This is a genomic window from Streptomyces venezuelae (assembly GCF_008642335.1).
GTDB classification, from domain to species: domain Bacteria; phylum Actinomycetota; class Actinomycetes; order Streptomycetales; family Streptomycetaceae; genus Streptomyces; species Streptomyces venezuelae_F.
The window spans coordinates 7,975,949-7,999,646 of record NZ_CP029191.1 but is presented as its reverse complement, the minus strand read 5'-3'; the positions used below and the strand labels follow the sequence as shown (position 1 = coordinate 7,999,646).

Annotated in this window: 22 protein-coding genes; 6 read left to right on the top strand and 16 right to left on the bottom strand. The window is 72.5% G+C overall.

What is annotated here, in order from left to right; all coding sequences use genetic code 11:
• Positions 1 to 107 precede the first annotated feature (107 nt).
• Both DEJ49_RS35650 and DEJ49_RS35645 read right to left on the bottom strand, forming a co-directional pair.
• Complete coding sequence (locus DEJ49_RS35650) at positions 108 to 518, bottom strand: hypothetical protein (RefSeq protein WP_150187930.1); 411 nt, start codon at positions 516 to 518, stop codon at positions 108 to 110.
• Positions 519 to 620: 102 nt separating this feature from the next.
• Positions 621 to 1,232 carry a hypothetical protein gene (locus tag DEJ49_RS35645; RefSeq protein WP_150188711.1) on the bottom strand — a complete coding sequence of 204 codons (612 nt, stop codon included), beginning with the start codon at positions 1,230 to 1,232 and terminating at the stop codon, positions 621 to 623.
• Between the two features lie 272 nt (positions 1,233 to 1,504).
• Between DEJ49_RS35645 and DEJ49_RS35640 the strand changes: the two genes are divergently transcribed.
• Positions 1,505 to 3,505, top strand: a complete 2,001-nt coding sequence (locus DEJ49_RS35640) for a hypothetical protein (protein ID WP_150187929.1) — start codon at positions 1,505 to 1,507, stop codon at positions 3,503 to 3,505.
• A 79-nt stretch (positions 3,506 to 3,584) separates the two neighbouring features.
• Here the strand turns inward: DEJ49_RS35640 and DEJ49_RS35635 are convergent, their stop codons facing one another.
• The 4 genes from DEJ49_RS35635 to DEJ49_RS35620 all read right to left on the bottom strand — a co-directional run bounded on the left by DEJ49_RS35635 (position 3,585) and on the right by DEJ49_RS35620 (position 8,081).
• Entirely contained in the window at positions 3,585 to 4,940 is a 1,356-nt protein-coding gene (locus tag DEJ49_RS35635) for an MFS transporter (RefSeq protein WP_150187928.1), read from the bottom strand.
• A gap of 84 nt (positions 4,941 to 5,024) precedes the next feature.
• Entirely contained in the window at positions 5,025 to 5,384 is a 360-nt protein-coding gene (locus DEJ49_RS35630; RefSeq protein ID WP_150175309.1) for an ArsR/SmtB family transcription factor, read from the bottom strand.
• A 47-nt stretch (positions 5,385 to 5,431) separates the two neighbouring features.
• Positions 5,432 to 6,493 carry a methyltransferase gene (locus DEJ49_RS35625; RefSeq protein WP_150187927.1) on the bottom strand — a complete coding sequence of 354 codons (1,062 nt, stop codon included), beginning with the start codon at positions 6,491 to 6,493 and terminating at the stop codon, positions 5,432 to 5,434.
• 118 nt (positions 6,494 to 6,611) lie between these two features.
• Positions 6,612 to 8,081: an MFS transporter gene (locus tag DEJ49_RS35620; RefSeq protein WP_150187926.1), complete on the bottom strand. Its 1,470-nt coding sequence runs from the start codon at positions 8,079 to 8,081 to the stop codon at positions 6,612 to 6,614.
• Between the two features lie 146 nt (positions 8,082 to 8,227).
• On the opposite strand from DEJ49_RS35620, the gene DEJ49_RS35615 reads away from it, so the two are divergent.
• Positions 8,228 to 8,674: a MarR family winged helix-turn-helix transcriptional regulator gene (locus DEJ49_RS35615; RefSeq protein ID WP_150187925.1), complete on the top strand. Its 447-nt coding sequence runs from the start codon at positions 8,228 to 8,230 to the stop codon at positions 8,672 to 8,674.
• A gap of 40 nt (positions 8,675 to 8,714) precedes the next feature.
• Here DEJ49_RS35615 and DEJ49_RS35610 read toward each other — a convergent pair whose 3' ends face one another.
• From DEJ49_RS35610 to DEJ49_RS35580, 7 genes are all read right to left on the bottom strand, one after another.
• Positions 8,715 to 9,299 carry a TetR/AcrR family transcriptional regulator gene (locus DEJ49_RS35610; RefSeq protein WP_150187924.1) on the bottom strand — a complete coding sequence of 195 codons (585 nt, stop codon included), beginning with the start codon at positions 9,297 to 9,299 and terminating at the stop codon, positions 8,715 to 8,717.
• 326 nt (positions 9,300 to 9,625) lie between these two features.
• On the bottom strand, positions 9,626 to 10,183 hold the full coding sequence (locus DEJ49_RS35605; protein ID WP_150187923.1) for an SRPBCC family protein: 558 nt from the start codon (positions 10,181 to 10,183) through the stop codon (positions 9,626 to 9,628).
• A 30-nt stretch (positions 10,184 to 10,213) separates the two neighbouring features.
• Positions 10,214 to 11,443, bottom strand: a complete 1,230-nt coding sequence (locus tag DEJ49_RS35600) for a DegT/DnrJ/EryC1/StrS family aminotransferase (protein ID WP_150187922.1) — start codon at positions 11,441 to 11,443, stop codon at positions 10,214 to 10,216.
• A 2-nt stretch (positions 11,444 to 11,445) separates the two neighbouring features.
• A complete protein-coding gene (locus DEJ49_RS35595; RefSeq protein ID WP_150187921.1) occupies positions 11,446 to 12,537 on the bottom strand; it encodes a GNAT family N-acetyltransferase in 1,092 nt (363 codons plus the stop codon).
• 128 nt (positions 12,538 to 12,665) lie between these two features.
• Complete coding sequence (locus tag DEJ49_RS35590; protein WP_150187920.1) at positions 12,666 to 13,853, bottom strand: serine hydrolase domain-containing protein; 1,188 nt, start codon at positions 13,851 to 13,853, stop codon at positions 12,666 to 12,668.
• 114 nt (positions 13,854 to 13,967) lie between these two features.
• Positions 13,968 to 15,476, bottom strand: a complete 1,509-nt coding sequence (locus DEJ49_RS35585) for a helix-turn-helix domain-containing protein (protein ID WP_150187919.1) — start codon at positions 15,474 to 15,476, stop codon at positions 13,968 to 13,970.
• The gene (locus tag DEJ49_RS35580; protein ID WP_150187918.1) at positions 15,473 to 15,778 is read right to left on the bottom strand and encodes a helix-turn-helix domain-containing protein; all 306 of its coding nucleotides are present in this window, start codon (positions 15,776 to 15,778) and stop codon (positions 15,473 to 15,475) included. Before DEJ49_RS35580 ends, DEJ49_RS35585 begins: the two co-directional genes overlap by 4 nt.
• Before the next feature lie 694 nt (positions 15,779 to 16,472).
• On the opposite strand from DEJ49_RS35580, the gene DEJ49_RS35570 reads away from it, so the two are divergent.
• Entirely contained in the window at positions 16,473 to 19,361 is a 2,889-nt protein-coding gene (locus DEJ49_RS35570; protein ID WP_150187917.1) for a BTAD domain-containing putative transcriptional regulator, read from the top strand.
• 47 nt (positions 19,362 to 19,408) lie between these two features.
• On the opposite strand, the gene DEJ49_RS35565 is transcribed toward DEJ49_RS35570, so the two are convergent.
• Positions 19,409 to 19,696 carry a hypothetical protein gene (locus DEJ49_RS35565; protein WP_150187916.1) on the bottom strand — a complete coding sequence of 96 codons (288 nt, stop codon included), beginning with the start codon at positions 19,694 to 19,696 and terminating at the stop codon, positions 19,409 to 19,411.
• Positions 19,697 to 19,836: 140 nt separating this feature from the next.
• Positions 19,837 to 20,001, bottom strand: a complete 165-nt coding sequence (locus DEJ49_RS36215; RefSeq protein WP_190329559.1) for a hypothetical protein — start codon at positions 19,999 to 20,001, stop codon at positions 19,837 to 19,839.
• 363 nt (positions 20,002 to 20,364) lie between these two features.
• On the opposite strand from DEJ49_RS36215, the gene thrS reads away from it, so the two are divergent.
• Positions 20,365 to 21,615: a threonine--tRNA ligase gene (thrS, locus tag DEJ49_RS35560; protein WP_150187915.1), complete on the top strand. Its 1,251-nt coding sequence runs from the start codon at positions 20,365 to 20,367 to the stop codon at positions 21,613 to 21,615.
• Positions 21,616 to 21,633: 18 nt separating this feature from the next.
• On the opposite strand, the gene DEJ49_RS35555 is transcribed toward thrS, so the two are convergent.
• Positions 21,634 to 22,248 carry a LysE/ArgO family amino acid transporter gene (locus tag DEJ49_RS35555; RefSeq protein ID WP_150187914.1) on the bottom strand — a complete coding sequence of 205 codons (615 nt, stop codon included), beginning with the start codon at positions 22,246 to 22,248 and terminating at the stop codon, positions 21,634 to 21,636.
• A gap of 76 nt (positions 22,249 to 22,324) precedes the next feature.
• On the opposite strand from DEJ49_RS35555, the gene DEJ49_RS35550 reads away from it, so the two are divergent.
• On the top strand, positions 22,325 to 23,233 hold the full coding sequence (locus DEJ49_RS35550; protein ID WP_150188710.1) for a LysR family transcriptional regulator ArgP: 909 nt from the start codon (positions 22,325 to 22,327) through the stop codon (positions 23,231 to 23,233).
• 53 nt (positions 23,234 to 23,286) lie between these two features.
• Positions 23,287 to 23,553, top strand: a complete 267-nt coding sequence (locus DEJ49_RS35545) for a hypothetical protein (RefSeq protein WP_150187913.1) — start codon at positions 23,287 to 23,289, stop codon at positions 23,551 to 23,553.
• The last annotated feature ends 145 nt before the right edge of the window (positions 23,554 to 23,698 follow it).

Sequence of the window (23,698 nt, the reverse complement as noted above, 5' to 3'; positions counted from 1 at the left end):
AGAGTATGCATCATCGCGCATGGTCATGCAAAGACGGGTGCGCGAGACCCGGTCCGGTGGCGGACGAGGACGTACGAGAGGGGTGTACGAGAGGGATGTACGCGTGGTCAGGCGGCGCCGTCGAACGGGGTGATGCGGCGGTACGCGGCCCGGGCGTACCGCACCCGGGCCACCGCCGTTCCGACGAGGGCGGCGGCCAGCAGGCACGCCACCCAGCCGGGGTCCCGGTGCCCTGCCCAGGAGAGTTCCCCGGTGGGGTGGGCGGCGAAGACGTTCAGCAGGGCCCAGCAGAGCAGGGCGGTGCCGGGCGCCGCGACGAACCGGCCGAGCGTGCCGACGAGTGCTGCCAGTACGGAGAGCGCCGCGAGCGCGAGGCCCGTGCGGTCGAGCGCGCCGAGCAGGTCGAACGCGATGACCAGCACGAGGGAGCCCGAACAGGCCGTCGTCCAGACGAACGGCGTCGCCATGGGTTCAGGGACGGCTCTTGCGCCCTTGGCGATGTACCGCCACTCCACCACCGTCGTTCCTCCCCACCACGGGGTGCCGGGCGCCACTCCGGCCCCCGGCTTCTCCCCGGTCGGCCGATTCTCCCACCCCGCGGCGGGAAAGCCGAGGTCGGATCAGTAGAGCTTGTTCACGGCGGTGGCGGTCGTCTTCTTGAAGTCGGCCGCCTGAGCGTTCGCGAAGTCGCCCATCTGCCCCCACCTCACGAGCGTCACCGTGTTGCCGTCGCGGCCCACCGAGAACATGTTGATGTCGGAGGCGCCCCACGTGGCGGTGGTGTGGACGCCGTAGACGTGGGCGCCTTCTTCGACGTCCACCTTTCCGTAGTACTTCTGCTCCGCGGTGACGTCCGGGTACTGCTTCATCACCGACTCCGCGCACCCGTCGAGGTTCTTCCTCAGCAGGGCGGCGAAGTCCTTGGCGCGCTGCTCGCTGCGCTCGACGACGGTCACCTGGAGAGCGGTCGTGTCGAGGTCGGTGTGGTAGCTGCGGTGCACCGAGATCGACGGCAGGGCCTCGCCGACGCACATCGGCAGCGGGTCGGGCTGACCCGCCGTGACCGGCCCGGCCGTCCAGGAGGACGAGGCGTGCGGCGGCAGTTCGCTCGGCGACAGGAAGCGGGGGGTGCCGGCCGCGGCGGCCGGCACGGTGCTCGCGGCGACGCCGGCGGCGGCCAGCGCGGCTCCCACGGCGAGCAGTCCCTTGTTCACGCGCTTGTTCATCTCCATCGTGTTCCCCCATCGGATGTGGTTCGGCGTACTGCTGGTCCGGGACCCCGTGCGCGTCATCAGAAACCGCTCCCTTGATCCCACGCTCCATACGACCCGCGACCCCCCGAAGCCGTTGCCCTCCACCACGTCACAGCTGTGTCCCCGGTGTCACCGAACGGCAACAGCGCATGTCTTCCCTGCTCAAGGGCCGGCTGTGACCATCGCACGATTCACTCGTTTGACGGAGGTCAGGACGTAACACCGTCAGCCTTCGGAAGGTCACTCGATCGATGAGCACATCGCAGCGGCGCCGGGCCAAGGCGTTCGAGCCCGTGGCCCTCGACCATGCCGAGGCCGTCATCGTCGACCAGTACACCCGGCTCGTACGCCTCGCGTACCTCACCCTGCCCGGCAGACTCAGCCGGCACCGGCGTGTTCTTGCCGCGCATTCTCTGGTACAGCGCGCCCTGCCGGGCTTTCGGGTGCGGCATGCGACGGCACGGGTTCCGTTGCCGCGTACCGGGAGTGCGGACGGGGGCGGGCCGCGGGAGGCCGAGCCCGCCAGGACGGGGACGGCATACATGACCGCGCGCGTGCTGTGCGCCGCGCTGGCCCACGAGCGGCGGCCCCGCGGGTGGCCGGACCGGCTGCCGCCGCCCCGCCAACTGCGTCCGGCGCTCCCCGTCGTGTGGGGGCTGCGGCTGTTCCCGCGCGCGGGCGGCACGGAGGAGATCGCACTCGCGCAGGTCCTCTCCGAGCTTCCCGCGCCCGCCCGCGCCGCGTTCGTGCTGTGCAGGCTGGACCGCCTGCCCCACCCTGAGGTCGTGGACCTGCTCACCGCCGCCGACGTGCCCGACCCGGAGGCCGCGCTGCGCGCCGCACGCCGCGTCGAGGAGACCGTCGGCGAGGCGGCGGGCAAGCTGCTGCGCTCGCAGGAGTTCGACGCCTGTTCGGTGCAGACCCGCCCCACCGACCTGCTCCGCCGCCGACGCCGCTTCCGGCTCGTCTGGTGCGCGGCGGGCATCACCGCGATCAGTTGCGCGGCGCTCCTGACGATCGGGCCCGTCCCGGTCCCGGGCGACAAGCCGGCACGGCAGACCGGTGGGCGCCCCGCGATCAGTGCCGACGCGCTGCTCCGCACTCCTCCCGGTGTGTGGGCCGACACCTCCCGGGTGGACTTCAGCGCCTGGCCCGCCCGCGGCTCCCGCGCCGACGACCGCGAGCTGCTCACCCGCGCCCTCGCCGCCTGGACCGACCCGCCACCCGGCACCCGCGTCGGCGCCGCCCGAGCGACGACCACCGAACCCCCGCCCAGGTCGACCCAGTTGCTGTACGCCGACGTCGTGGGCGGCGAGGCGGTCGTCCTGTTCCACGACGGCAGGCGTGTCGTGCGCTACGTGGAACCGGCGTCCCCGACCGAGCCCGCGTCCCTCGACTTCTCGCGCGCCGACGACTCCGACGTGACCACGGCGGCGGCGCTCGCCGTCAGCCGCAAGGACGGCAAGATCCGTTACCTCACCGCTCCGTGGATCGCGGAGGCCCGAACGCGCGACCTGCTGCGCCCCAACTCCCCCGGTCGGCCTCTCGACGTGACCGGCCAGGGCCTCACCGCGGCCGTCGACGCACCATCGGCCGCGGCCCCCTGCGACAGCCTGCCCGTGCTCCAACTGCGTTCGTCCGCCCGCATCGTGGAGAAGCACGCCTTCCTCGTCACCGACCTCGGCGACCTCGCCCCCGCCCACCTCAGCTACACGCCGCTGCCCGGCACCGGCGCGCCGGCCCGCCAGCCGCGCGAGGCCACCAGCGGCACGGCGCTGCAGAGCTGGGCGCGCGGCGCCTGCCGCCTCTCCGAACTGCGCGGGAGCGGCGTGCGGGCCGTCAACCAGTGGGACTTCGCCGATCAGAAGCTGCCGGAGGGCGGCGGCCGGGCCGTGTGGTCGTGCACGCGCGCCTCGACCTGGCGCGGGCCGGGAAGCGTCCTGCTCCAGTTCCGTACGTCCGCCGAGTCCGCGACGGCCCCGGCGAAGGTCGTGGGGCGGGCCCGTTCGACGGCCGCCTGCAGCCGTTTCGGACAGCATGTCGTGGCGAGTACGCGGTGGACGGCGGCCGGCTCAGGCCACCGGTATCTCCTCGCCGCCGGAAGCCGCGACGTCACCCGGATCACGGTCACCGGGGACGTCGACACGGAACGGCGCGGCCGCACCCTGGCCGTCCGGGCTCCCGAGGACGCCCGCGTGACCGTACGGGCACGGCTCGCGGACGGCGAGGGACTGTCCGAGGTGGGGCGCTAGGGCCTGTGTCGGAAGTCCCGTCGTCCGCCCGGAGGGCGGGCCCGGTGACGCCCGGCAGACGGGACTTCCGACACAGGCGCTAGTACGGACCGGCGTGGGTCGGGGTCGGCCACTTCGGGTGGCGGACGTCGATGACGTAGTCGTGCGCGTGCCGCCAGCCGTGGGGGCCCGCGTGCGCGTCGGCGAGGTGCGGGTCGTCGGCGGGCAGGGCGGTGTGGTGGTGAGTCAGCCGGGTCGGGTCGTGGGTCGGCCAGAGCAGCGCGGCGGCGGTCGCCGCGACGAGCGCCAGGCCGGTGAGCGTCGCCGCCGCCGCGGTCATCCCCGCGACGGCGGCCAGCCACCCCGCGAGCGGGTACGTGAGCAGCCAGCAGCCATGGCTGAGCGCGAACTGGGCGGCGAACGCGGCCGGCAGATCCGCGGGCGCGGCCGAGCGGCGGATCAACCCGCCCGCCGGGGTCAGGGCCATGGACGAGCCCGCGCCGAGGAGCGCCCACGCGGCCAGCAGCCCGCCCCAGGACCGACTGCCGTGCGCGAGGCCGAGGGTGAGCGAGGTCAGGACGGCGCCCAGGAGGAACCCGGCGGGCAGCATGACGCGGCGGTCCCCGAAGCGTTCCAGTGCGCGCGGCATGAGCAGGGCCGCCACCATCGAACCGGCCCCGAACGCGCCGAGGGCCAGCGACACGTGGCCCGCTCCGAGCCGCAGGTGCTCCCTGACGAGCACCACCGTGTTGACGATGACCATGGCTCCCGCGGCCGCGGCGACGAGGTCCAGCGCGAGCAGGGCGCGCAGCCGGGGCGTGGCCCAGTGGAGCCGAACGCCGAACGTCGCCCGTGCAGGGACGCCGCCGGCGCGCTCGACCGGGCGCGGCGCGGGCAGTGCGACCGACACGACCAGGGCCGCCGACGCGAGGAAGCCGAGGGCCGTACCGGCGAACAGCCAGCTGTACGTGACCGTTGCGAGCAGGGCGGCGGCCAGGACCGGGCTGAGCAGGCTCTCGAGTTCGTACGCGAGCCGGGAGAGCGACAGGGCGCGCAGGTAGTCGCGCTCGGCGGGCAGGACGTCGGGGATGGTCGCCTGGAAGGTGGGGGTGAAGGCGGCCGACGCGGCCTGGAGCAGGAGGATGAGGACGTACACCTGCCAGACCTGGTTCACGAACGGCAGGACGAGCGCGGTGCCGGCGCGGATCCCGTCCATCGACACCAGCAGGGCGCGGCGGGGCACACGGTCGGCGAAGGCGCCGATCAACGGGGCGAGGCCCACGTAGGCCACCATTTTGATCGCCAGTGCGGTGCCGAGGACGGCGGAGGCGTCCGCTCCGGCGAGGTCGTACGCCAGGAGGCTCAGGGCCACGGTGGCGAGTCCCGTGCCCGTGAGGGCGACGACTTGGGCGGTGAACAGGCGGCGATAGGTGCGGTTCCGCAGCACTGAGCGCATGACGGTGCCCCCTGGGTCGACGGCCCGGACACCTTCACGGTAGACGACGTGTGCGCAGATGCGCACACGTCGGCGGGAAAGACATCACGCGTGCCAGGGCGCTCCGGTGACCTGGTGGTCGGCGTGGCTGAGCGCCTCGGTGACCAGCCGTCGCAGATGGCCGTCGCGCAGCGAGTACACCATCCGGCGCCCGTCCTTGCGGGCCTGGACCAGCCCCGCGAGCCGCAGCTTGGCCAGGTGCTGGCTGACGGCGGGCCGCGCCGCCTCGCTCTCGGAGGCCAGCTCGGTCACGTCCGCCTCTCCCCCGGCCAGCAGCCACAGCAGGTGCAGCCGGGTGGGGTCGGCGAGCAGCGCGAAGACGGTCGTGGCGGTCTCCAACTGCTCCCTGCCCGGACTCCGTTGGTGCCCATGGTGTGCAGGTGAGGTTTCCGTGCGCTCCGGCATGGCCCCATCCTAGGGCCGTACGCGCGGACGGCACCGGAACGGTGCCGCTACAGGCTCGTCGCCTCGATCACGCACATCGGGCCGTTCGTCTCCACGACACGGTCGAGGCGGAACCCCGCGCCCGACAGCAGGGACCGCCAGTCCGCGCGGCTGCGTTCGCGGCCGTTCAGCATGCCCATCATCGTGAGGTCGAGCAGCGTCGCGACCTCGGGGGCGGCGCCCTCGTCGAGGACGGTCTCCACGAGGAAGAGACGGGCCCTGGATCCCGCGGCCCGGCGTACGCGGTCCAGAATGCGGGCGCACTGGTCGTCGTTCCAGTCGTGGAGGATGAAGCAGGCCAGGTAGGCGTCCGCGCCGGGCGGCACGCTCTCGAAGAAGTCGCCGCCCCAGGTGCCGACCCGGTCGGCCACGCCGGCCGCGCGCAGCACGGGCTCGGCGCCCGCCACGACGTGCGGCAGGTCGAAGACGGTGCCCCAGAGCCACTCGTGCCGCCGGGCGAGCGCGGCGAGCGCCGTGCCGTCGGCGCCGCCGATGTCGACCAGGTGGTGGACCTTCCTCAGGTCCAGGCTGTCCAGGGCGTCCTGCCGGAGGGCGAGCAAGTTGCCCATGGCGGCGTTGAAGCCGTCGACCCGGTCCGGTTCCTCCGCGATCCAGTCGAAGAGCGGCTTGCCCCACTCCCGTTCGGCGGCGGGCACTCCGTCGTGCAGCGTGGACCAGAGGCGGGCGAAGGGTGCGTAGTGGGTGTCCATCCACATGAGGGCCACGTCGCGCAGGGAGTCGTCGGTGCCGCTGCACAGCGTGTGCCCGAGCGGGCCGAGGCCGACGGTGTCCTGGTCCGCGTCGAACACGAAGACCTGCTCGGCGGCGAGGGTGCGGATCAGCCGGCGCAGCAGGTCGGTGCGGACACCGGCGGCCGCGGCCGCTTCGGCGACCGGCCGCGGCCCTGCGGCCAGCTGGTCGGCCACGCCCGCGCGGGCGATGACGTACAGGGCCTGGGAGACCTGGAATCCGGCGAGGAGGCGGAGCATCGCGACGGCCGGGGCGCGCCCGCCGGCGGCGGAGGCGGATGCGGATGCGGAGACGGAAGTGGAGGGTCCGTTCAATAACATGATCGAAGGCCTACCCCCGCGTCCGAGCGCGCACCACCACGCTTCGCGCCCTCTGGCCGAAAGCCCCCGCGCCGCCGGAGCGGACGGGCCGCCGCGCCCGCCGCTCCGGCGTGCCGCTTCAGGCCTTCGGCTCCGGCGCCCCGGAGGCGGTGGCGGGCGCGGGGACCGTGGCGGGTTCGATGCGGTCGGCCGTGGGGCGTACGGGGATGAGCGCGGCGACGGCGGCGGCCGTCAGGGCCACGCCGCAGCCGATCGCCATGGCGACGCGGAAGCCGTTCTCGGAGGGCAGGGCGTAGCCCCCGAAGTCCGTGGTGAGCTGGGCGAGTACGACACCGATGACGGCCGCGGAGACGGAGCTGCCGATCGAGCGCATCAGGGTGTTGAAGCTGTTGGCCGACGCGGTCTCCGACGGGGGTACGGCGCCCATGATGAGGGCGGGCATCGCGCCGTAGGCGAAGCCGACGCCCGTGTTGCAGACGATGGTCACGATCAGCAGGCTCCAGGTGGAACCGGAACTGATCAGGGGCAGCCCGAGACCGTAGCCCGCGGCGATGACGAGACTGCCCACGGACAGGGTGACCTTGGGGCCGCGGACGGCGGAGAGCTTGGCGCCCAGCGGCGACATGGCCATCATCATGAGTCCGGCCGGGGCCATCCACAGACCCATGGCGACCATCGACTGCCCCAGGCCGTAGCCGGTGGCTTCGGGGAGCTGGAGCAGCTGCGGTACGACCAGCGACTGGGCGTACATGGAGAATCCGACCAGGACCGAGGCCGCGTTCGTCAGCAGGACCTGGGGGCGGGCGGTCACCCGCAGGTCGACCAGCGGGTCGGTCAGGCGCAGTTCCCACCAGGCCCACGCGAGCAGGGTGACGACGGCGCCGGCGAAGAGGCCGAGCGTGGTGGCGCTCCCCCAGCCCCAGTCGGCGCCCTTGGAGACGCCGAGCAGCAGGCAGACGAGTCCGGCTCCGAGGCCGACGGCGCCCAGCCCGTCGAATCCGCCGCGGGCGGTGTTCTGCCGTTCGGCCGGCGCGAGGACCAGGATCAGGGCGCCGACGGCGAGGGCCAGGCCCGCGACGACCCAGAACAGTACGCGCCAGCTGGCGTTCTCGGCGATCGCGGCGGCGAGCGGGAGGCCGAGCGCGCCGCCCACGCCCATGGACGCGCTCATGATGGCGATGGCCGAGCCGAGGCGCTCCGCGGGCACGACATCGCGCAGCAGGCTGATGCCGAGCGGTACGACGCCCATGCCCATGCCCTGCAGCCCGCGACCGGCGATCATCGGCACGACGGACGAGGACAGGGCGCATACGACGGAGCCCGCGACCAGCGGTATGAGGGAGGCGAGCAGCATGCGGCGCTTGCCGAACATGTCGCCGAGGCGGCCCGCGACGGGGGTCGCCACGGCGGCGGCGAGCAGGGTCGCGGTGATGACCCACGAGGCGTTGGAGGCGGAGGTGTCGAGCAGGTCGGGGAGTTCCGCGATCAGCGGGACGACCAAGGTCTGCGTGATCGCGGCCACGATGCCCGCGAAGGCGAGGATGCCGATCACCGCGCCCGGCCGGGCCGCTGGTTGTGCACTGTCCACGGGGTACTCCCTGTAGTTGCCATCTGATGCCGTGGCGCGACACCACGGGGACGATGTGCACCGTACACGAGATATGCATGATGCATACCATGTGTGCCATGCACGCCATGTGCAGCATGCATACAATCCGTGATATATCTGGGCGCATGGACAAGCCGCTGGACCAGATCGAGTTCGAAACGATGCTCCTCGGCCGCCACATGAGTCTGCTCACGTCGAGGGGCGGCGGGCGGCTCGACCGCAGCGCCTACATTCTCCTCAGCCGGATCCGCGTCGAAGGCCCCATGTCCATCGGCCAGTTGAGGGACGCGTTCGGCCTCGACACCTCCACGCTGAACCGGCAGACCGCCGCGATGCTGCGCGCCGGCGTCGTCGAACGCATCCCCAACCCCGACGGCGGCATCGCCCGCAAGTTCGCCATCACCGCGGAGGGCGAGCGCCGCCTGGACGACGACAGGACCGAGAACGTCACGGGCCTCGGCAAGGTCCTGGCCGACTGGTCCCCCGAGGAGGCGGCACAGCTCGCGGACTGCCTCGCCCGCCTCAACCGCGACATCGAACGGCTCGACGGCCGTCCTTGGCCCCGCGGCTGAGCGACCACGGGACCGAGCTCCGCGGAACGGCAGCCGACCGTCAGCGGTGGCGGGCGATCAGCATGCGTGCCATCTCCTTGGCCCTCAGGGCCGCGTCGCGGTCGCCCTCCGCCGCCGAGATGATCGACCCCTTCATCAGGATGTGCCAGGACCGGGCGAACCCGTCGGAGTCGCGCAGCCCCGCCTCTTCGGCCATGCCGCGCACGAGGGACCGGATGTTCTCCAGGTACTCGATGCTCGCCCGCCCCAGCGGATGCTTCCAGCCCATTTCCAGCAGTACGTTGATGAACGTACAGGCGTCGAAGTCGTCTCCGTGGAACCACTCGTCGAAGACGTCGAAGATGGCCAGCAGCCTGCCCTCCGGGGTTCTGCCGCGGTTCCGGGCGCCCGCGACGACCCGCCCCAGGGTCCACTGCCGCTCCCTGCGGGCCAGGAACGCAAGGACGAGCTGGTCCTTCGAGGGAAAGTGCCGGTAGAGGGTCGCCTTGGCGACTCCCGAACGCGCGATGACTTCCTCGATGCCGACATCGCGGATGCCGCGTCGCGAGAAGAGCTCGTACGCGGTTCTCAGTATCCGCTCACGAGGCGCCAACTGATCCGTACCGGACGGCGGTCGACTGTCCATCACCGTCCAGAATAGTCCTGGACACGGGCGCGGCCCGCTGCCATGGTCGAGGCAGAGACGCACGAGACAGACCGGTCTTTCTGGTCCCGGCCGATGACGGCTTTCCGCCCCCGGCACCACAGGCCCCCATCACCACCACAGGTCCCGGTGTGCTCACCAACCGGCAGGGCAGCCGACGCGGGAGAACCCGGCCACCTGCCCGCCACCGGGAGCCGCCCCGACGGGTGGGGCCGCACGCTCCCTGGCGCGCCCCTCCCGCCAGGTGAGGCCGCCCCACCCGTCGGACGCGCGACACCGTCCCGGCGCACGCGGAGGTCGGCCCCAGGTCAGGGGCTGTCGCCGGCGGGGACTCCCCCCGCCTCCAGTTCCCTCTTCAGGTTGCGCAGGGTCCGGTCGATGTTGCCCGTCTGGAACACCGCGAAGGTCTGGCCTCGCGTCGCGATGCGGTCGAAGGTGTTGGCGACGGCGTCCGGCCACGAGCGGCGGTCGTCCGTCCAGGTCTCGGTCACGCGGGTCACCGCCTCCGCGTCCTTCGCGCCGGTCCCCGCCGACGGTTCCACTTCCTCGAAGCGGTACTCCCACGTGGCGATGGGGGCGCTCAGCCGGGGGCGCTTCAGGCCGATCGCGTGGACGCGGAAGGCGAAGCGGCTGCCCGGGTCCGCGGCGGTCACCGTGCAGCGGGTGGTCCAGCGGAACGCTCCGCGCTTGTTGTGTCCGACGAAGACCAGGCCCGTCGCGGCCGGTTCGTCCGGACCCGGCACGGTCGCGCCGAGGTTCTCCGGGCTCCAGCGGCCCATTTGGGCAACCCTGCTGACCTGCGCGTACACCTCCGAAGGGGCTGCATGGACCAGGATGCTGCGGGACACGGTGAACGTGCGGGCCATGGGGAATGCTCCGTTCCTCGGCCCATGACCTTACCCGCCGGTAGGTCCCACGGGAAGCGCCAGATCATCGCGGGACCCCAGGGGCGGATGCGCCGGTGCCGCCCGTTCCTTCGTCAGCGCCTTGGTGATCTTCCGGGCCAGGAGCGGGTCGGCCGGCAGCGTGTGCGCGGCGAACCAGCGGGCGGCCGACGGGTCGGGGGACGGCTCCACGAACTCGGCGCCCGCGTAGTCGTCGAGCGGCGGATCGTAGATGTAGCCGGCGACCACGCCGTGCCGTACCAGCCGGTCCACCAGCTGGTCGCGGTCCTGGACCAGGAGCGGTACGCGGAAGAGCGGGGGCGGGCCGCCGTCCCCGGGCCGGGCCCGGAGCGCCCGGGTCGCCCAGTCGGTGCCCGACAGGAGGGACGAGCCCGCCCTGCGCCGGGCGAGGTCGGCGTCGAGCCGTGCGGTGCGCAGCTTCAACTGGCCGCGGACCAGCGCTCCGTGGCGGGAACGGTAGCCGTGCAGGTCGACGCGGACCCACGGGTCGTACGCGGCGAGGCTCGGCTCCTCGGACGCACAGCGCGTGAGCCGGGGCGCCTGGAGGTCCATCCGGAACGTGTCGCGCTCCAGCATCCCCAGGCGCTGCAGGGTGCGCCAGACGGGGTGCACGAGGTGCAGACCCCGCACGGCCGAACGGGCCAGGGGGCGCAGGGTGGTGGCCAGGTCCGCGCGGAGGCTGCGCGGCAGCAGGAGTTCGTCGCGCAGCCGTGCCAGGTCGCGGCAGGTCCTCTCGTCCTCGACGGCGAGGAAGCCGCCCGCCATCGCCGCCACGTGTTTGGAGAGGCTGAACGCCGCCGCCGTCCCGAACGTCCCGATCGGCTGCCCGGCCACCCGCGTCCCGATCGCGTGGGCGGCATCCTCGAAGAGCGGTATGCCCAACTGGTCGCAGCGGCGGCGGAGTTCGTCGACACGGTCGGGGATTCCGTACAGGTTCGTGGTGAGGACGGCGTCCACGTTCCGCCAGGTCCGCTCCGGCACGGCGGCCGGGTCGATGTTGCCGTCCCAGACGGAGACCGGGGCCTGCACCGGGCGCAGTCCCGCCGCGAGGACCACGAAGAGGATCACGTCGTCGTTGACCGGCGACATCAGGACGCGCGCGCCGGGTCTGCACCAGTGCCGCAGCGCCAGATAGAGCGCGAGCCGCGCCGAGGGTGTGTAGACGCAGGGGCGTCCGAGCCGCCTCGCCATCGTCGTGGCGAGCCCCGTTCCGTACGGCATTCTCACCTCTTCCGTCGCGAGGTGCGCAGCGTGCCGACGGTCTTCAGGAGCCGGTCGGCCGGCTCCCTGAGCCGGGGGTGGGCGAGGACCGTGTTGCGCAGGCCCCGCACCGGTCTGCGCCACAGCCGGTGCGCCGCCGACACCGGGTGCGGGCGGGTCGCGAACCCTTCGCCGACGCGCAGTTCACGCGTCTTGAGCCAGTCCTTGTACTCCTTGTCGCCCCGGCCCATGTCCATGATCCGTACGCCGTCACGGCCCGCCGCCTCCGCCATCCGCAGGTGCATGATGAGGCCCGGCGAGTAGTAGCCGAGCCCGGGGTCGTACGCGGTGAACCAGGCGGCGGCCACGGTGCGCGACGTCGGCCCGAAGTGTGCGGCCACCGGCCGGTCACCCGCGTACACCACGGAGAGCATGCCGCTGAAGTGGTCCTCGCGGACCTGGAAGAGGTCGTGCACCAGGTCGACTATCCAGGGCCGCGCGAAGCGGTCCATGCGGCCCGTCCTGCGGTACTGGGCGGACTTCCAGCGCATGAGGGTGCGCAGGAGCTCGGGGTCGCGCTCGTCGTGGACGAACCGCACCTCCCCCACGTCGCGGCCGAGGCGGCGCTCCTTCTTCAGCGTCGTCTTGGCAAGGCCCGGGTAGGCGCCGCGCAGCCACTCGGCGTAGTTCTCCTCCTCGCCGACCTTCAGGTCGAGCACCGGGGAGGCGAAGGTGCCGGTGACGTACGCGCCGAACGGTTTCTGCTCCTCGACGAGGTGGTCGAACTCGAAGACGGAGAGCCCGCAGGCACGCAGCAGCTGGTGGCTGTTCCAGGTGACTCCGGGCCGGTGCACGAGGGCCTGGCAGTCGGAGAGGCCGAGCCCGATGGCCCGGCCCACGCCGAAGGCGTTGCGCTCGAAGGGCAGGAAACCGACGGCGTCCCCCTTCTCGCGCAACACCGCCACGTGGGTCCCGTCCCGGTGCCGGGCGACACCCATCGCGAACTCCGGTGCCAGGAAGGGGTTGGCGAACTGGGGCGACTCGTCCATCGCCCGGTGCCAGGCCGCGCGCAGCGGGGCGCTCAGCCCGTCGAGCCGGTGGATCGTGATGTCCATCTCAGGCCGACCGCCCTTCCGCGAGCTGACCGCTCCCCCGCCCTGCGAGGCTCAAAGGTCGCGAAAGCGTACGCATGTGTCAAGAGCGCCGACCGCGAGCGCACCGAGGCGGCGCGGTCGGCGCCGCGTCACTCGCAGTACTCCGCGTCGAGGATCGCGCCCATGGACTGGCCGTCCCAGTCCGCGTTGTAGCTGTACGACAGTTGGTGCCGGCCGTCCTCCGTGCTGTAGGCCATGGAGAGCCAGCCGACCATGCCGCCGCTGTGGCCCCAGAGCGTGGTGCCGCAGCTGGTCTTGATGCGTGAGAGGCCGAGGCCGTAGCCCATGTCCGGTGCGTCGGGCACGGCGACGGTGGTCTTCATCTCCTTGAGCTGCTTCGGCGGCAGGAGTCTGCCTCGCAGCAGCGCGTTGTAGAAGCGGTTGAGATCGCCGGTGGTGGAGACGATGTCGCCGTCGGCCCAGCCCTGCGAGCCGTTCATCTCGGTGATGTCGTCGATCCGGTCGGGGTCGGACGGGAAGAGTTTCGCGTAGCCGCGGCTGCTGGGCGCGGGCAGGTGGATTCCGTTGCCGGGGTTGGTGGTGGTCTTGAGTTTCAGGGGTTTGATGATCCGGTCGCGGACCTCCGCCTCGTACGTCCGGCCTCCGGTCTTCTCGATGATCAGCCCGGCCAGGATGTAGTTGGTGTTGGAGTACGAGTGCTTGGCACCTGGCCTGAACAACGGCTTGTGGGAGAGCGCCACGGCCACGTGCTTCTCGGGCGGCAGGGTGTCGTACCGGTGCGTGAGGTAGCCGTCGCCCTCCAGATACGTCTTGCTGTACTCCTCGTCGGCGAGGTAGTCGAACAGCCCGCTGGTGTGGTTGAGGAGCTGTCTCACGGTGATTCTGCGGCCGTCGTTCCCGTTGCCCCGCACCAGACCGGGGAGGTGGCGGTCGACGGTGTCGTCGAGGTCGAGCTTGCCCTCCGCCTCCATCTGGAGCAGCACGGTCGCCACGAACGACTTGGTGATGCTGCCGACGCGGAACCGGTCGTGCTTGCCGCGCGGCGCACCCGATTCGAGGTCACCGACGCCGGCCGCCGACGACCACACGCCGCGCGCGTCGCGTGCCTGTGCCGCGATACCGGGGGTGCCGGCGCGCACGGCCGCTTCCATGGCGCGCTGGGTGGCCCGGTGGTGCTTGTCCGCGGAGGTCCGCTCGTACTGCTCCGCCGGGGCCCGGTCCGACTCGGCTCGGGCCGGGGCCACGAACGCGGTCGCCGCGACCGCTGCCGCGACGACGCCCACCACGCCGGTCTTCGTGCGCTTGCGTAACGCCATGCCACTCTCCTCACAGGTGTCCGACGGGGGTTCTGTCCCCCCAGACACAAGACCCTCGCGAGGGGGCCGCGGGTTGAGCTTCCGCTCCGTGCGGCGGCAGGTGGCTGAAGGACGTCAGTCGTGGCCGACGGTGTACCGGTCCTTGACCTTCACCTCGGCGACCGAGCGTCCTTCGGGGAAGATGCTCTGCCAGTCGCCGATCACGTGGAGCTCGTCGGTGCCCATCGCGCGTACGACGGTGAGGCCCTCGTCGTACGCCTTGTAGGCCTTCATCCAGAGGTTGGAGAACGCCTGCGAACGGATCAGGTGCATCCAGTCCGGGCGGTACAACTCGCGGTTGTAGTTCGACTCCCCCATCGTGGCGACGAACTTGGAGTACATCGCCTTCACGTACTCCAGCGTCACCTCGTCGTCCTCGCCGATCGCCCGGTCGCGGGCGTCCTTGAGGGCGATGCGGAACTTCTCCAGGAGGCCTTCGGTCGCGCCCGAGGTGTACGACTCGTGGATCGTCGGCGGGTCGCACAGTCCGTACTTCGGCGACGACAGGCGCAGGAGCAGTCGCAGCGTGGGCTCGGTGATCCAGAGCGGGCCCGGCTCGTCGCGGTTGCCGATCGGGTTCGGCAGTACGCCTTCGTGTTCCCAGGCGGGCGGGGTGACGAGGTGGACGCCGGCGCGGCGCCGGTCGTGGCCGAAACCGGTGGAGTGCTCCAGCTGGCCGATCGGCAGGTGCGTCTTGAGCGCGGAAAGATAGGCGCCGTTGATGTCGAGAGCCGTCACCTCGTGTGCGCCCGGGGGGAGTTCCGGGCGGGTCCACTTGGGGCGGGCCTCCCAGATCTGGTCCGGGCCGCGCGAGGTCTGCTTGCGGAGGATGTCGGGGATCCAGGGGTGCGCCACGATGTCGTAGCGGCCGCCCTTGCGGGTCTCGTCCAGCAGGGCCATCGCATCGGGGATGGCCCGCTTCACGAGGGCCGCGGTGGCGGCTTCCACGTCGCCCTCGTGCGCGGCGAGCGCGTCCTGCACGGCGCGGCCGATGGCGTCGGGCGTGTTCGAGGCTCCGGCCGGGGCGGTCGTGGCGCGACGGCCTTTGGGGGCGAGTTTTACGGGGGTGGGTGCTGGGGCGGGTGTGGGCGCGGGGGGTGGCGTCGGTGTGGCCACGGGTGCCGGGCTCGCGGCCGTGACGCCGCACTCGGCGGGGTCCAAGTGCTGCGTGAAGCCTTCGATCCGGTCGGTCGCGGGCTGCCCGCACAGCACGCATGGCTCGGTCACGGGTGCGGGCTCGGGATCGGGGCCGGGGGCAGCCTTCGGCTCGGGCTCGGGCTCGGGCTCGATGGGCGTTTCAGGTTCGGGCTGCGGCTGCGGCTGCGGCTGCGGCTGCGGCTGCGGGGTGAGCCTCGTGCGGGCCGACTCCAAGAAGTACGCGTACTTCTCGCGTACCGCCCCCGCCGGCTCCCGTCCCGACTCCCAGCCGCCGACCGTGGTCGGACTGACGCCGATGGCGCGTGCCACCTGCGCCTGGGACAGGTTGAGGGCGTCGCGCAGGGCTCGGCGCTCCTCGGCGGGGGGCAGCTCCGCCTCGGGCCCGGACGCGGCGAGGAGCGCGTCGATCGCGTCGAAGTCGCTCACCGCGTGGCCCCCTTCGGCTCATCCGCCGCGGCGCGGCGACTCGGCACGGTACGGCGGTGGTCGGCGGGGAGTGCGTCGCACGCGCGCGTGGGACCGGCAAGGAGGTCGAGTACGTCGATGCCGTAGTGCGCGGCGATCGCGTCGCAGTCGTCCAGGCTCCAGGCGGCGGTGCCGGACTGACGGCGCGACACCTGCGTCTGGTCGACGCCGAGCACGGCGGCGAGGCTCGCCTGCGTGTCGCCGGTGAGCCGCATCAGCGCGGCCACGGCCGCCCGCAGTCGCTCGCCGGAAGACATCCCCATGGCCGCAGCCTATCCAAGCGTGCGCGTTATTCGCACATGGCACGCGGATTACGCATGCGACGAGGTCAGCACGTCAGCAGGCAGACAGACAGGCAGGGCACGTTCAGCACGCGTCGTCCGCCGGATTTCGCCGGACGAACACTTCGGTGCTCGGGCCGCGTTCGGAAAACCGGCCGAGGCGGACGCCTGCCCGCCCGGGACGACGAGGTGCCGCGGCCCGCTCGGCGCACCGGTCCCAGGTACGTCCTGATGAGGTCGTCGACGGCCGCCCGGGGCGGTGCCGGATGCGGCAGGTCTCCGCCGGTCCTCCCGGCCTCGTCCCCGGCCTCGTCCCCGGCTTCGTCTCCCGTCTCGTCCGCCGCCTCCGGTTCCAGGTCCGAGACGTGCGCCAGGGCCCCGCCCGGCGGTCGCCCGCTCCGCCTCGGCGATCATCCCGCTGTCCGGGTCCACACCCACGACCTCGTGGAACAGCTCCGGTGCGTACGGAAGACGCCCCCGCGCGTAGTGGGCCGCCGCGCCCTCGAAGAGAGTCTCGTCCCACTCCCAGGCAACCCCCATGCCCGTTCGCCCTCTCTCCCTGGTCGTATCGCGCTCCCCCGTCGCTCGGGGGTCGCACCCAGAACGTACTCTTTTCGCTCATCCGGATCTTTGCCCGCAAGGTGCCATCAAGGTGCCCGCAAGAGGAGTTTCATCAGTGGAGTTTCGGCTGCTCGGAGCGGTTTCCGTCGCCACTGAGGTCGGCGTGCTGCCCCTCGGCCCCGCAAAACGGCGCAGCCTGCTCGCCGCGCTGCTGCTCAGACCGAACCACCCGGTGCCGGTCGACCAGCTCACGGCCGCGCTGTGGGACCACGAGCCGCCCGCGCGGGCACGCGGTGTCATCCAGGGCCATGTGTCGCGGCTGCGGGTCCTGCTCAACAGCGCGGACGCCGACATGTTCGGCGTCGAACTGCTCACCCAGGGCACGGCGTACGTGCTTCGGATGCCGGAGTCCCTGCTCGACGCCCACCGCTTCGAGGAACTGGTGACGCTGGCCCGCGATCAGCGGGCGCCCGCCGACGCGGTGGCGATGTACCAGGAGGCGCTGTCTCTCTGGCAGGGGCCCGCGCTGACCGGCGCGTACCCGAGTCAGCCGCTGCAGGCCGCCGCGCAGGCGCTGGAGGAGCTCCGGCTCGCCTCCGTGGAATCACTGGCGACGGCCTATTCGTGGATGGGGGAGCACGCGCGTGCCGCCGCGGTCCTGCGGGCCGAGGCGAGCGTTCACCCGCTGCGCGAGTCGCTGGCCGCGGCGCTCGTGCGGGAGCTGCAGCGGGCGGGGCGCCGCTCGGAGGCCCTCGACTGGTTCCACCGCACGCGGCGGCTGCTCGCCGACGAGCTGGGGGTCGACCCCGGCAGGGAGCTGGCCGACGCGTACACGGATGTGCTGCGCGGGGAGGACGAGGCGGGTGGTGCGGCGCGACGGGCAGCCTCGCCCGCCGCCCCGGCTCCCCGGTCGACGTCGGCTCCCGCCTCGGCCTCGCCGTCCGTCACAGTCGCACCCTCGGCCTCGACCTCAGCGCCGGCCTCGACCTCGACCTCGATCTCCACCTCAGCATCATCCTCAGCTGCGACCCTGCCGCCGACGGCCGTCACGTCCCCCGCACCTCCCGCCCCACCGGCACCGTCACCGACCCCCACGGTCGACCTCCTCCCCCGCATGCCCCGCGGCTTCCACGGGCGTACCGACGAGCTCACCGCCCTGTCCCGGGCCGCCGCCGGTGAAGCGCCCGTCTGTCTGGTCACCGGGCCCGCGGGCGTCGGCAAGACGGCGCTCGTGGCGCACTGGGCGCACCGCAACCGCGAACAGTTCCCCGGCGGGCTGCTCTACGCCGACCTGCGCGGCTTCAGCGACACGGGTGAGCCGGCCCTGCTCGAAGTGCTGCGGGAGTTCCTGCTCGCGCTGGGCGTCGCGCCGCGCCGCATACCGGAGTCGGCGGGCGGCGCCTCCGCGCTGTTCCGTTCGTTGTGCGCCGACCGCAGGCTCCTCGTCGTGCTCGACAACGCGCGGGCGTCCGAGCAGGTCAGGGAGTTGCTGCCGGGCGGCGCGGAGTGTGTCACCGTGGTGACGAGCCGGTACCGGCTGCGCGGGCTCATCGCCTCCGACGCGGCCAGGCCCGTCCCGCTGGACGTACTCGAACCGGAGGACAGCACGGCGCTGCTCGCCGCGGTGCTCGGCCAGGAGCGGGTGCTCGCCGAAGAGGTGGCCGCGCGGCGCCTCGCGGAGCTGTGCGGCGGGCTGCCGCTCGCGCTGCGGGTCGCGGCCGCCAGGCTCGCGGACCAGCCGGACTGGCCGTTGAGCTCGATGAGCGCCGAACTGTCCGACGAGTCGCGCCGGTTGAGCCTCCTGGACGTGGAGGACACGGGGGTCCGCGCCGCGTTGCGGCTGACGGTGCGGCGGCTGCCGGACGACGCCGCGCACCACTTCGCGCACCTCGGGCAGCATCCGGGCACGCACGTCGACCGTTACGCGGCCGCGGCCCTCGCGGGGACGGACCCGGACACGGCGGCCGCCGCGCTGGACAAGCTCACCGCGGCGCACCTCGTGATCCGGACCGCGCCGGACCGCTGGACGCTGCACGATCTCGTACGGCTGTACGCGCGCGGTCTGGAGGCCGGGCCCGACGCGCTGGTGCGCGGCCTCGACCACAGCGTGGCGACGGCGCTCGCCGCCGCCGACGCGGCCGAGCCGGGCGACGAGTCGTGCTTCACGCTGCCCACGGACTTCCGTCCGCCGCAGGCCACGAGGGAGTTCGCCGACCGTGAGCAGGCGATGGCCTGGTACGAGGCCGAGCGCGACGACCTGGCGCTGGCGGCCGCCGCCGCGCATGCCGCGGGGCTGCACGGCAGGACGTGGCGGCTCGTCCTCGCGCTGTGGCCGCAGATCGTGTGGCGGGTGCGGGACGACTGGACTCCCCTGCTGCGTACGGCACTTGAGGCGGCGCAGGGCGACGGGGACGCGCGGGCCGAGTCGCGGGTGCGTGCGCTGCTCGGGTGGGTCCTGACGGAGGAGGGCCGTACGTCCGAGGCGCTGGCACATCTGGAGGCGGCGCCCGTGCTCGCCGCGCGGGCGGGCGACCGGCGGGGCGAGGCGACGGCGCTGATCAATCTGTCGCTGGCGCAGTCCGAGCTCGGCAGCCCCGAGGAGGCCGCCGAGGGCTGCGCGCTGGCCGCGGAGCTCGCGCACAGCGTCGGCGACCGCAACACGGAACGCCTCGCGCTGTACCACCTCGCCCGGCACCGCCTCGACGCACGGGAGTGGCAGCCGGCCTTCGAAACGGCGGTCGCCGCACTCGACCTCGACGCCCCTTCGGAGGCGTCGGCGGCGGCCCGGGTGCTGTTGCGCATCGTCATCGGTGAGGCGCTGCTCGGCATGGGCGACGAGGCCGAGGGCATCCGCCGGCTGGAGAGCGCGGCCCGCGAGGCTGAATCATCCGGCTACGACGACGGCGCGGTCCGCGCACTCGGTGCGCTGCTGCGCGTATCGGCGGACACGGGCCTGCAGGCACGGTACGACACGGCGATGGTGCGGCTGATGGCCCGTACGTGAGGGACGGCGCGCACAGCCGCGCGACGGAACAGGGCCCTGCATGCGTCTCAGTTCGCGAGTCTCCCGGGCGGCGTCTCCTGCTCAGCGCCGGCAGCGTGCTCGGTGAGCTGTTCGTTCACTTTTCGGGCCTGCTCGGCGAGCGCGCGGGCGCGTTCTTCCGCGCGGTCCGCTCGTGCGTTGATGCGGGCGATGTCGTCCTCGATGACCTTCAGGGCCAGCTCGGTCGCGGCGTCCGCGTCCTGCGGCGGGAGGTCGGCGGGAAGCTCCTCCAGCGCGGTCTTGACCGCGGGGATGCCGCCGCGTTCGTGGATCTCTTTCCAGAACTCGTAGTCCATCGCGCCATCTTGTCCGATCGGGCGGCGCCGACGCGAACGGCGGCCGGAGCGTCCGGCAGCGGGCGGGCCCCCGAGTGCCCGTCCCCGCCCCCACGCGTCCGTGCCGCGCCCCCGGCGCGCCCGTGCCGAGGGCCCGCGCCTCAGGACGCGGGCGTACCGGCACGGGCGGGCGTGCTGAAGTCCAGCAGGTCCTCGGCCGTCTGCTGGGTCTCCTCCGCGGCCTTGCGGGCCGTGGCGACGACGTCGCCGTGTTCCTGGACGAGCGTGTGGTAGATCGGCGCCTGGGTGGCGTCATTGGCCGGCATGACCTGCGGCTCCTTGTTCGGTGACGGTGTCGGACTGGTCCGCCGTGGGCGGCCGATCCGCGACCTTACGCGAACTCGGTACGCCGATGGGACCCGACCCCGATCATGAGACGGCTGCTTGTGACCACCTTCACACGCGAGGGGCCACCGGGACCGGTGAGGCCAGGGTGCGGGAAAAAATCCGTGCCATGACGGGATCTCGCCTGTTACGGTCCCCGACATGAACAAGCGCGCTGCGATGACGACGACGCCGGAGAGTGTCCCGGCGCGCTGACCGATGTCTCAGTCCGAAGCCCCGGGGCGAGTGCCCCGGGGCTCCGGCTTGTGGTCACTCGCCTCACGTCCGCGAGGAGACCCGACCCCATGAACAAGGCGACCTGTCACCCCGTCCCCGCCCACGACCACCGCAGGCTCGGCCGTGAACTCGGCCTGTTCGGGACCGATCCGCTGATCGGCGCGGGACTGCCGTACTGGCTGCCGGACGGGGCCGCCGTACGGCACGCCCTGGAGGAGTACATCCGTGACGCCGAGCGGCGGGCGGGTTACCGGCACGTGTACTCGCCCGTGCTCGGCAAGCGGGAGTTGTACGAGATCTCGGGGCACTGGTCGCACTACAGCGACGACATGTTCCCGCCCATGGAGCTGGGCGGCGAGCAGGTCGTGCTGCGGCCGAGCCTGTGCCCGCACCATGCGGTGATGTACCGCTCCCGCTCCCGCAGCTACCGCGAGCTGCCCCTGCGCATGGCCGAGACCGGCGGCATGTACCGCGCCGAACTCTCCGGGGTACTGGGCGGGTTGAACCGCGTCCGCGCCATCCACCTCAACGACGCGCACGTCTTCTGCACCCTGGACCAGGTCGCCGACGAGGCGCGGGCCGCGTTGGAGATGATCCGGCGGGCGTACGAGGCGCTCGGCATCCGGGCCGCCCGTTTCCGGCTCTCCCTGCCGGGTTCCGGCGGCAAGTATGTGGCCGATCCCGAGAAGTGGCGGCGGTCCACCGCGCTGCTCACCGAGGTGCTGGACGCCTCCGGGCTGCCCCATGAGGCCGTCGAGGGCGAGGCCGCGTTCTACGGCCCGAAGATCGACGTGCAGGTCGTGGACGCGGCCGGCCGCGAGTCCACCCTCTCCACCGTCCAGGTCGATTTCCATCAGCCCGAGCGGTTCGATCTGCGCTACATCGGCGCGGACGGCGCCAGGCACCGCCCCGTGATGGTCCACCGCAGCATCATCGGCAGCGTGGAGCGAGCGGTCGCGCACCTCGTCGAAGAGCACGGTGGGGCGTTCCCCGCCTGGCTCGCGCCCGTCCAGCTGGTCGTCCTGCCGGTGTCTGACGCCCAGCTGCCGGGCGCGGAGGGTCTGCTGCGGAGGTGTGGGGAGCTCGGTCTGCGGGCCGAGCTCGCCGGGCCCGAACTCGGCAGTCTGGGCGCGCGCGTCCGTGCCGCCCGTCTCGTGCCCTACCAGGCCGTCGTCGGCGCCAGGGAGGACGCGGACGGTTCGGTCGCGCTGCGGCTGCGCGACGGGCGGCGTGTCGACCCGATGCCGGCCGCCGATGCCCTGGCCCGGATCGACGCACTCGTCGGGGCGCACCGCACCGAGCTGTGGGGCGCCGAGTAATGGTGCGTCGACGGAGGCTCAGAGCGCGCCGATGATCAGCGTCAGGCCCATGACCGTCATCGTCGCCGCGATCAGGAAGTCCAGTGCGCGCCAGGAGGCGGGTCGCGCGAAGAAGCCGCTGAGCAGCCGCGCGCCGTAGCCGAGCGCGGCGAACCAGCAGACGCTGCCGAGCATCGCGCCCGCCCCGAAGGCCCAGCGCAGCGCGTCGTGACCGGCGGCGACGGAGCCGAGGAGGAGGACGGTGTCGAGGTAGACGTGCGGGTTGAGCCAGGTCATGGCCAGGCAGGCGAGCAGGGCGCCGCGCCGTGACCCGGCCGTCGCGCCCGTCGCCGTCATGGCGGTGGGGCGCAGGGCGCGGCGTGCGGCGAGCACCGCGTACGAGAGGAGGAAGCCTCCGCCTATGAGGCCGACGAGGGTCAGCGCGGGGGGCCAGGCCGTGACCACCGTGCCGACTCCGGCCACGCCCGCCGCGATGAGCACCATGTCGGAGAGCGCGCAGATGGCGACGACGCTGAGCACCGACTGCCGTCGGATGCCCTGGCGCAGGACGAAGGCGTTCTGTGAGCCGATGGCGACGATGAGCGAGAGTCCGGTGCCGAATCCGGCAGCGGCGGCGGTCAGTGCTGTTCCCATGGCTTCGACGTTAAGGATCTTCGATGGCATAAGTACAGATAAAGATTCTGATGTAGCTTAAGCAACTGTGAAGCCATTGCTGTCCGAGCTGCCGCTGGAACACGTACGGACGCTGCTCGCCGTCGTCGACGAGGGCACCTTCGACGCCGCGGCGGCCGCGTTGCACGTCACACCCCCGGCGGTCAGTCAGCGCGTGAAGGCGCTGGAGCGCCGGACGGGCCGGGTCCTGCTGATGCGGACGAAGCCGGTGCGGCCCACCGAGTCGGGTCAGGTCGTGGTGCGGTTCGCGCGGCAGCTGGCCCGTCTGGAGCGCGACGCGCGTGCCGAGCTCGGCATCAGCGACACAGGTGAGGCCGCCGTGCTGCCGGTCGCGGTGAACGCCGACTCGCTCGCCACCTGGTTCCTGTCCGCGCTCGCCCGCATCCCGGACGAGCTGCGGATCTGTCTCGAGCTGCGCCGCGAGGACGAGGACCACACCACGTCGCTGCTGCGCGAGGGCTCGGTGATGGCGGCGGTCACGTCGTCGCCGGACGCGGTGGCGGGCTGTACGGTGCGGCGGCTCGGCCGGATGCGGTATCTGCCGGTGGCCTCGCCCGAGTTCGTGGCGCGGCGGCTCGGCGACTGGCCGCGCGTACCGCTCGGGGACGTCCTCGCGGACGCTCCCGTCGTCTTCTTCGACCGCCGCGACTGTCTGCAGGACGACTTCGCGCGCAAGGTGACGGGCGGGCGCGGCGCGAGCCGGCTGCGGCACTACGTCCCCTCGTCGCGCGGTTTCGTCGAGGCCATCGAGGCGGGCCTCGGCTGGGGCGTGGTGCCGCAGGCGCAGGCCGAGCCGCTGCTGAGCGCGGGCACGCTGGTCCTGCTCGATCCCGAGCGGGTGATGGACGTACCGCTGTTCTGGCAGCAGTGGAAGCTGGACTCCCCCGCGCTGGCCGCGATGGCCGACGCGGTGGTGGCCGCGGCCGCCACGGCGCTCGACCAGTGACATGGGGCGAACAGAACGTGCGGCGCCGACGAGTCCTGTCTAGCGTCACTGGCATGAACACTGATCCGCAGAGTTACGAGCTGCTGCTGGTGCCCGAGTTCACCGAGGGCGACGGAACGGCGGAGGGCGGCACCGCCGGGGCGCTGCGTTCGGCGCTCGTGGTGGCCACCGGCAAGACCGGCGCCTCCGGCTATCCGCGGTACGTGGGCGACGGCATGGAGGCCGACATCGACCCGGAGACCCGGGCCGTCGAAGCGGTCCTCGTCGACGGGGCCGAACTGGATTACGGCCTTTCGGTTCGGGTCGCCCCGGCAGGGTGACAAAAGGAATCGCCGCGTCAAAATGCGGTCGCCGTCGTGAATGTATGCGGAAAGCCGCAATGCAAATCATGCACTCTGGCTTGAACGCATCGCTTTTTCTCAGGTCCACAGGTCGAGCGGGTACGGTCTTCGAAAAACCTCCTGC

Excerpts from the sequence above, each read along its gene's own strand:
- DEJ49_RS35645 (WP_150188711.1), bottom strand. The coding sequence starts at position 1,232 with ATGGAGATGAACAAGCGCGTGAACAAGGGACTGCTCGCCGTGGGAGCC.
- DEJ49_RS35640 (WP_150187929.1), top strand. The coding sequence starts at position 1,505 with ATGAGCACATCGCAGCGGCGCCGGGCCAAGGCGTTCGAGCCCGTGGCC.
- DEJ49_RS35635 (WP_150187928.1), bottom strand. The coding sequence starts at position 4,940 with ATGCGCTCAGTGCTGCGGAACCGCACCTATCGCCGCCTGTTCACCGCC.
- DEJ49_RS35630 (WP_150175309.1), bottom strand. The coding sequence starts at position 5,384 with ATGCCGGAGCGCACGGAAACCTCACCTGCACACCATGGGCACCAACGG.
- DEJ49_RS35625 (WP_150187927.1), bottom strand. The coding sequence starts at position 6,493 with ATGTTATTGAACGGACCCTCCACTTCCGTCTCCGCATCCGCATCCGCC.
- DEJ49_RS35615 (WP_150187925.1), top strand. The coding sequence starts at position 8,228 with ATGGACAAGCCGCTGGACCAGATCGAGTTCGAAACGATGCTCCTCGGC.
- DEJ49_RS35610 (WP_150187924.1), bottom strand. The coding sequence starts at position 9,299 with ATGGACAGTCGACCGCCGTCCGGTACGGATCAGTTGGCGCCTCGTGAG.
- DEJ49_RS35605 (WP_150187923.1), bottom strand. The coding sequence starts at position 10,183 with ATGGCCCGCACGTTCACCGTGTCCCGCAGCATCCTGGTCCATGCAGCC.
- DEJ49_RS35600 (WP_150187922.1), bottom strand. The coding sequence starts at position 11,443 with ATGCCGTACGGAACGGGGCTCGCCACGACGATGGCGAGGCGGCTCGGA.
- DEJ49_RS35595 (WP_150187921.1), bottom strand. The coding sequence starts at position 12,537 with ATGGACATCACGATCCACCGGCTCGACGGGCTGAGCGCCCCGCTGCGC.
- DEJ49_RS35590 (WP_150187920.1), bottom strand. The coding sequence starts at position 13,853 with ATGGCGTTACGCAAGCGCACGAAGACCGGCGTGGTGGGCGTCGTCGCG.
- DEJ49_RS35580 (WP_150187918.1), bottom strand. The coding sequence starts at position 15,778 with ATGGGGATGTCTTCCGGCGAGCGACTGCGGGCGGCCGTGGCCGCGCTG.
- DEJ49_RS35565 (WP_150187916.1), bottom strand. The coding sequence starts at position 19,696 with ATGGACTACGAGTTCTGGAAAGAGATCCACGAACGCGGCGGCATCCCC.
- DEJ49_RS36215 (WP_190329559.1), bottom strand. The coding sequence starts at position 20,001 with ATGCCGGCCAATGACGCCACCCAGGCGCCGATCTACCACACGCTCGTC.
- thrS (WP_150187915.1), top strand. The coding sequence starts at position 20,365 with ATGAACAAGGCGACCTGTCACCCCGTCCCCGCCCACGACCACCGCAGG.
- DEJ49_RS35555 (WP_150187914.1), bottom strand. The coding sequence starts at position 22,248 with ATGGGAACAGCACTGACCGCCGCCGCTGCCGGATTCGGCACCGGACTC.
- DEJ49_RS35545 (WP_150187913.1), top strand. The coding sequence starts at position 23,287 with ATGAACACTGATCCGCAGAGTTACGAGCTGCTGCTGGTGCCCGAGTTC.